Raw genomic sequence first — 7044 nt, 5'->3', positions numbered from 1 at the left:
GCTGCATCTCCCTGCGCTCGCCCGCTCGGCCCACGATGCCATCGGCGTAAAGCTCTACCCGCACGGTATGAGGATCGAGGCCGTCGAGATGGACCTGCACTTCAAATTGGTGTGCGTCGTCTTTCGTTTCCATCTTCATCTCGCCAAACCGAAGCCTCGCCCATTTCCATTCCAGCGTTTGCTTCCATTCGACCATCTTCCTGGCCGCTGCACCTTTGTCGGATGCGCGCAGATGATAGTTCTCCGCTGCGGGCATGTAGTGCTGCTCAGTGTATTCACGGACCGTGCGATCGGCGGAGAAATGGGGAGTCAACCGCGCCATACTCTCCCGCATCCGCGCCACCCAAGTCTTGGGAATGCCATCGTCGTCGCGCGAGTAAAACTCTGGGACGACCTCTCGTTCCAGCACCTCGTAGAGCCGCTCCGCTTCCGCGGCGTCCCACGCGGGATCATCGCCATGTTCATTTCCGTCGCCCAGCGCCCAGCCAAGGTCCGGGAGGTAGGCTTCCGCCCACCAACCGTCCAGCTCGGAGAGATTGATGCCGCCGTTGACCAGCACCTTCATGCCGCTCGTTCCGCAGGCTTCCCAGGGCCGTCGCGGCGTGTTGATCCAGACATCGACACCCTGCACGAGGTGCTCGGTGACATGCATGTCGTCGTCGCTGAGAAAGACGACATGGGCGCGAACCTCGGGCCGTCGGATGTAGTGAGTCCATTGCTGAATCAGCGCCTGGCCGGGGAGGTCCGCCGGGTGGGCCTTACCCGCGAGGATGAGTTGCACCGGGCGCTGTGGATTGGACAAGAGACGCAGCAGCCGTTCCGGGTCGTGGAGTAACAGATTAGGTCGTTTGTAAGTCGCGAAGCGCCGGGCAAAGCCGAGCGTCAGGACGCTCGGATCAAAGAGATGCCTGGCTTCCTCCAGCGCCGCGGGCAGAGCCCCCGAGACCGCGAGCTGCTGGGACAATCGTTCGCGGGTGAATTCTACCAGTGCTTTGCTGGCGGCGATGCGAAATGACCAAAGGCTCGTGTCAGATACCTGGCGAATATCGCGCTCCAGATTTTCCGCCATCCCCAGCCAGCGATCTTTTCCACAAGCTTTTGTCCACAGTTCGTCAGCGGATGCGGAGTCCCAGCTTGGCATGTGGACTCCATTGGTCACATGTCCGACCGGCACTTCGTCCTCCGGCCAGCGCGGAAAGAGCGGCTGGAATAGGTGGCGGCTCACCTGGCCGTGCAGGCGGCTCACCCCATTCACCGCGCCGCTGCCTCGGATCGCAAGGTAGGCCATGTTGAAGCTCTCGGACAAGTCGTTCGGATTCAGACGACCCATCGCGAGCAAGTCGTGAAGTGAGATACCGAGATCGCGCACAGTGTATCTGCCGAGGTATTGCTCGATGAGCGCCGGTGCGAAGCGATCAAAGCCCGCCGCCACTGCCGTGTGCGTGGTGAAGAGGTTCCCTGCGCGCGTGACGGCCAGCGCAACTTCAAATGACTGCCCGTTCGCTTCCATGAAATTGCGCGCACGCTCCAGCACCGCGAAGGCGGCATGGCCTTCATTCAAGTGACAGACCTCCGGTTGAATGCCGAGCGCAGTTAGCAGCCGCCAGCCGCCGATCCCGAGGATTAGCTCTTGCATGAGCCGCACCTCCGGTCCGCCGCCGTACAGTTCGCTGGTAATGCCGCGATGCGCCGGATAGTTCGCCGCGTCATTGCTGTCGAGCAGGTAAAGCTTTACCCGCCCGACCTGCACCTGCCACGCCCGCAGCCAGACCGAATATCCGGGCAAGGCAATCTCCAGTCGCAACCACTCGCCGTTCGCGTGGCGCACGGGCGTGATCGGCAACTGCCCAGGATCGTTGTAGGGATAGAGCGCCTGTTGCGCGCCGTCTTTGTCGATCACCTGTCGGAAATATCCGCGCTGATAGAGCAACCCCACGCCGACCACCGGCACGCCCAGATCGCTGGCCGCTTTGAGCTGATCGCCAGCCACATTGCCGAGGCCGCCGGAGTAAATCGGCAATGCTTCACACAACATGAACTCCATGCTGAAATACGCCACACAAGTCAGGGGCGCCTGCGGTTTCCGTTGCTGAAACCATCCCGGTGCTTTCTCCACTTCGCGCTCGGCATTCAAGAGGTAATCAATCTTTCGACGGAACTCCGGATCGGCCAGAGCCCGCACCACTTTGTCCCGCGAGACCGTCTGCAAAACCACCCATGGATTCTGCGTGAGTTCCCACAGCCTGTCGTCGAGCCGCCGCCACACCGCGTCGGCCTGATGGTTCCACGACCAGCGAAGATCCAGGGCCAACTCAGCAAGGGAGTCGAAGCCGTCGATGTCGGTAGGTAAGTGTGAGTATAGCGGATAACTCACGCGCGTTGGTGTGCTCATGGATGGATCGTTTCTTAGTGGACAAACAGCCGCCAGACCTGCGCGACCGCGAAGGTGAGGACGAAGCCAAGCGCGAGCGGCATCAGCGCCGCCATAGCGGTCCACTTGGCGCTCCTGGTTTCCTTGTAGATCGTGTAGATCGTCGTGCTGCACGGGTTATGCACGAGACTGAAGAGCATGAGGTTCACCGCCGTCAGCAGCGTCCAACCGCCGGCGTGCAGGAGACTCAACAACTGGGGATGCGACTGCATTTCAAACATCACTCCGGCACCGCGGCCGAGGCCCGCGGTCTTGGTGATGAGGACCGTCATCATGAGCACGACGGGAATGACGATTTCATTGGCGGGAATCGCGATGATGTAAGCGAGCAGGATCACGCCGTTGAGCCCGATGAGGACGCCGAGCGGATTGAGAAAATGGATCACATACTCGGCAACGCTGACTCCGCCGAAATGCACATTGGCGCTCAGCCAGATGACCGCGCCCGCCGGCAGAGCGAAGACGACCGCGCGCCAGAGCACGATGAGCGTGCGCTCGATGAGCGACGTGTAGATCGTCTGGAGAATGCGCGGTGGCCGGTAGGGCGGCAGTTCGAGGCTGAAGATCGAGGGTTCGCCTTTCAAAGCCGTGCGGGAGAGCGCCCACGACGCGACGAACGTCAGTACCACGCCGAGACCGGCCACGCTCATCACCGCCAGTGCCGAGATCAGCCCGGCTGCAGGCGCGGGCACGAGCGCTCCGATAAATAACGCGGCGATGAGAATCTGCGTGGGCCAGCGACCGTTGCAGAGCGAGAAGTTGTTCGTGATGATCGCGATGAGGCGTTCGCGCGGGCTGTCGATGATACGTGTGGCGACCACGCCCGCCGCGTTGCAGCCAAAGCCCATCATCATCGTCATGGCCTGTTTGCCGTGCGCTCCGGCTTTTTTGAAAAGCCCGTCCATGTTGAACGCGACGCGCGGGAGATAGCCCAGGTCTTCCAGCAATGTGAAGAGCGGAAAGAAGATCGCCATCGGCGGAAGCATCACACTTACGACCCACGCAGTGGCCAAATACATGCCATCGACGGTCAGACCTCGCAGCCACCACGGCCAGCCCATCTGAGCGGTGAAGTGCTGGAGCATGGGATAGACGGTGTCCAGCAGCAGCGCGGCCAACCAACGTGACGGTACATTTGCGCCGCTGATCGTCAGCCAGAACATCAGCGCGAAGAGCAGCACCATGACCGGGAAACCCCACACGCGGCTTGTGACGACACGATCAATCGTCCGGTCGAAATCGAAGTACTGCTTCGCGCCGGGACGCGTGACGGCGCGGTCGGCGAGACGTGCGGCATCGGCGTAGATCGCTTCCACGATGCGCTCGTGGAACTGCGTGCCGACCTGCCGGCGAAGACTATCCGCAGTCTGGAGGATTTTCTCGATCGCCTCGACCGAAGGCGGTGCGTCGATGACGGTCGTGTTCGCTGTCGAATCCGTTGCCGTCGGCACTTCGACTCGTTCCATCTGACCGAGTTCGCCGCTGCGCAGCGCGGCGGCGATCGATTCATCACCGTCGAGCAATTGCATCGCAACCCATCGTCCGTTCGGCAATCCGGGATGCACGGCGAGCAGTTGCGAAGCCACCGTCGCAATCGCCGACTTCAGATCCTGTGGCTGATTTTCCAAACGATGCGGCTGGCAGACGAAACGCCCGGCGGCCACGTCGTCGATGGCTTGGAGCAGCTCCGGCATCCCTTCGCCAAACCGCGCCGATGTCGCTACGACTGGCACGCCCAAATCGCGAGACAAGCACCGCGTATCAACCTCCAGTCCACGCCGCCGTGCTTCGTCGATGAGATTGAAGCAGACCACCACGCGATCGGTGATCTCCAGGACTTGCAGCGCAAGGTTCAAGTTGCGCTCCAGGCGGCTGGCGTCGACCACGACCACCGTGACTTCCGGCTCGCCGAAAAGAATAAAATCCCGCGCGATCTCCTCATCGGGACTGCCCGCCATCAGCGAATACGTGCCCGGCAGATCGACCAGCTTGAAGCGCTTGCCGCCGAATTCATAACCACCTTCCGCCCGCGCCACGGTTTTGCCCGGCCAGTTGCCGGTGTGCTGGCGGAGTCCGGTGAGCGCGTTGAAGACGGTGCTCTTGCCGGTATTGGGATTACCCGCCAGCGCGATGACGAAATCCGACGCCTGCAAATCGAGACCCAACTTCTTCAACCGCGCCGCGCGATATGTCGAACACGCCGCGCACGCCGCAGCAGGCGCGGGCTCCAGAATGGAAGTGCTCATGATTTCAGGGCCTCGGCTGATTTCACAAGCAAGAGCCCCGCTTGCTCGCGATGCAGCGCGATGACTGTGCCGCGCACCATATAGGCGGTCGGTTCGCCGCTCGGACTCACCATCTCCACCTCGACCGCGGTGCCCGCAACAAAGCCTAGATCGAGCAACCGGCGCCGCTCCGATCCGTGCGAACCTCGCGCCAGTCCCAGCACTGTCGCGCGTTCACCGGGCTGATAGCTGGCGAGCGTCTCCACGCCTTCCCCCACTTCCGTTTCAGGCAGCGGCAGCACTTCGATTTGATGGGCGAGAATCGGCGTGATCTCGTGCTCCGCACCGTCCGCTGAGAAGCGAATCCGTTCCTCGTTCTTGTCGCGAATCTCAACCCTCATCCCAGGTCGCAAATTCAGAGCTGCGAGCTGCGCATAAAGGTTCGCCGGCTCGTCTTCGATGTGAACGACGCGCGCCGCTCTGCCGGGAACCAACGCGTTCAGCGCCTCACCGCCATCCTTCGCCAGATCGCCTCCCGCGGTCGGAATCGGATCGCCGTGCGGATCGTGCGTCGGATTGCCGAGCTGCGCCGAAAGGGCGTCCACTTCCGCGGGCGACATCCAATGCTCCCGCCGTTCCGCGCGAGCGTGCCAGCCCGTCGCATGAATGCCGGTTTCCTCCGCCAAATGGCATTCCCACAGTCGATGCGCGCGGATGACCTGCAATCCCTCGGATCGCCCTTTCGGAGTCAGTGCCAACTCACCCGACGCGAAGCTCACGAATCCCTTCTGGTCCATATCGCGCAGTAGCGCGCCCGTGTTGTCCGGCTTAATATTGAGCGCCCCCGCCAAGCTATGCAGAGTCGGGCGCCGTCCGCCGGCCTCGGTATTGCAGAGATGTTTGAGCGCATCCTCGCGTTGGATCCGTCCCGCGTTCACGCGCCGTCGCCGATTTCTCGCTACCAGGCCGATCCCGGGCCAAGCCAACGCGGCGACGATGATTCCTCCGAGGATGGCAGAAAGCGTTAGGAAAATGGGAGCGACCGTAGTCACAGACTTTGGCTCCGATCAGCGCACTGGCTTTCAAGCTCAGCGATCTTTGTCAGACGGCGACGATGGCGCTCCGCGCCACTGAATCGCGCCGCGAGAAATGTCCGCACCAACTCCCACGCCAGCGCGTGGCCAACCACCAACCCGCCAAGGCAGATCATGTTCAGATCATCGTCCTCGACACCCTGATGCGCCGAGAAGGTTTCATGGATCAGACAGGCGCGGACGCCCGGCACCTTATTCGCAGCGACCGATGCGCCGACGCCACTTCCACAAATGGCCACGCCAAGCGTTACGTCTCCACCAGCGACCCCGCGAGCTAGCGGCACGATGAAGTCTGGATAGTCATCGGCCGGCTCCGGCTGGCGGTCGCCGAAGTCGATCACTTGATGACCGGCCTCGCGCAACCTCCCGAGCAGATATTGCTTTAACTCATAGCCGCCGTGATCAGCGGCGATGCCAATGAGTTGCTGCGGTTGAGGACAGACCGTCGGGATGTCAGTCATTTTGCCTCTCGAGGGCTTTCGTGGTTTTTGATGTCCTGATAAGACCGTCGAATTTCTTCGACGTGCTGCCGGCATTTCTCAGCGTCGCCGAACTCGACGAAGTTTTTGTATCGGCTGTGGGCACATTTCGAGCAGCCCGCATGTTTGATGGGACACCAGTGCTGTTCGGTGCGAGCGGCGATCTCGGTGAAGTAAGCGAGGATGCCGTTGCCGTAGGCGCAGTATTCGCAGTTCAGCTTCTCGATAAAGTTGAGATAGGTGAGGTGATGGCGGTCAAACGTCAGGTATTCACGCCGAACAACCTTCGGTATGCCGTAGATCGGAAAACACACCGCCTGATAGATGGAACCGATCAGGTCAAGGAGGCCGATGGGGATTAAGCACATCCAAATGACCGGTGCCGTGAGCAGGACGAGAAAACTGGAGTCCAGCAGATAGCAGTGAACACTGAGCCGGAGCTGCTTGTGCCTGACTCTAGCTGCCTCGGTAAAATGCACCGCCTTCTCGTGGACTTCGTAGCAGAACTCGGCCTCCTTTTTTCGGGCTTCACGAATTAACTCCTGCTCCAAGAACCGCTTTTGACCGAGCAAGGCTTCGAGTCTTTCACCCATATCAAGCGGCCAACTTGAGGACGGTGGTAGCGAAGACTAATTCGTCAGTTTTCAGCTCCACGGTGACATGACTGCCATCGGTGATCTCGCCGGCGATGAGCTTGCGTGAAAGCGGAGTCTCGATCCGGCGCTGGAGGAAGCGCTTCAGCGGACGCGCGCCATACACGGGGTCGTAGCCTTCGCGGGCGATGTATTCCTTCGCCGCGTCGCTGAGCGTGATCT

At 61.2% G+C, this 7044-nt stretch carries 5 protein-coding genes and 1 pseudogene; all 6 read right to left on the bottom strand.

Going from position 1 to position 7044, the window contains the following annotated elements; translation table 11 throughout:
- On the bottom strand, positions 1 to 2392 hold a 2392-nt coding region (glgP, locus tag ABJF10_RS28055), incomplete at its 3' end, for an alpha-glucan family phosphorylase (RefSeq protein WP_348547927.1).
- 14 nt (positions 2393 to 2406) lie between these two features.
- Complete coding sequence (gene feoB / locus ABJF10_RS28050) at positions 2407 to 4677, bottom strand: ferrous iron transport protein B (protein WP_348547926.1); 2271 nt, start codon at positions 4675 to 4677, stop codon at positions 2407 to 2409.
- Positions 4674 to 5594 carry an iron dependent repressor, metal binding and dimerization domain protein gene (locus ABJF10_RS28045; RefSeq protein WP_348547925.1) on the bottom strand — a complete coding sequence of 307 codons (921 nt, stop codon included), beginning with the start codon at positions 5592 to 5594 and terminating at the stop codon, positions 4674 to 4676. Before ABJF10_RS28045 ends, feoB begins: the two co-directional genes overlap by 4 nt.
- A gap of 110 nt (positions 5595 to 5704) precedes the next feature.
- Positions 5705 to 6211 (bottom strand): RpiB/LacA/LacB family sugar-phosphate isomerase, encoded by a 507-nt coding sequence (locus ABJF10_RS28040; RefSeq protein ID WP_348547924.1) that lies wholly within the window; start codon positions 6209 to 6211, stop codon positions 5705 to 5707.
- Positions 6208 to 6822, bottom strand: coding sequence for a hypothetical protein (locus ABJF10_RS28035; RefSeq protein WP_348547923.1), 615 nt, complete (start codon positions 6820 to 6822; stop codon positions 6208 to 6210). Before ABJF10_RS28035 ends, ABJF10_RS28040 begins: the two co-directional genes overlap by 4 nt.
- A 1-nt stretch (position 6823) precedes the next feature.
- Positions 6824 to 7044 (bottom strand): annotated as a pseudogene (locus ABJF10_RS28030) (ATPase); the annotation flags it as partial.

The organism is Chthoniobacter sp. (genome assembly GCF_040003245.1).
GTDB lineage: Bacteria > Verrucomicrobiota > Verrucomicrobiia > Chthoniobacterales > Chthoniobacteraceae > Chthoniobacter.
Note: the sequence above shows the minus strand (reverse complement) of the source record. Positions and strands in the feature narration are given on the sequence as shown.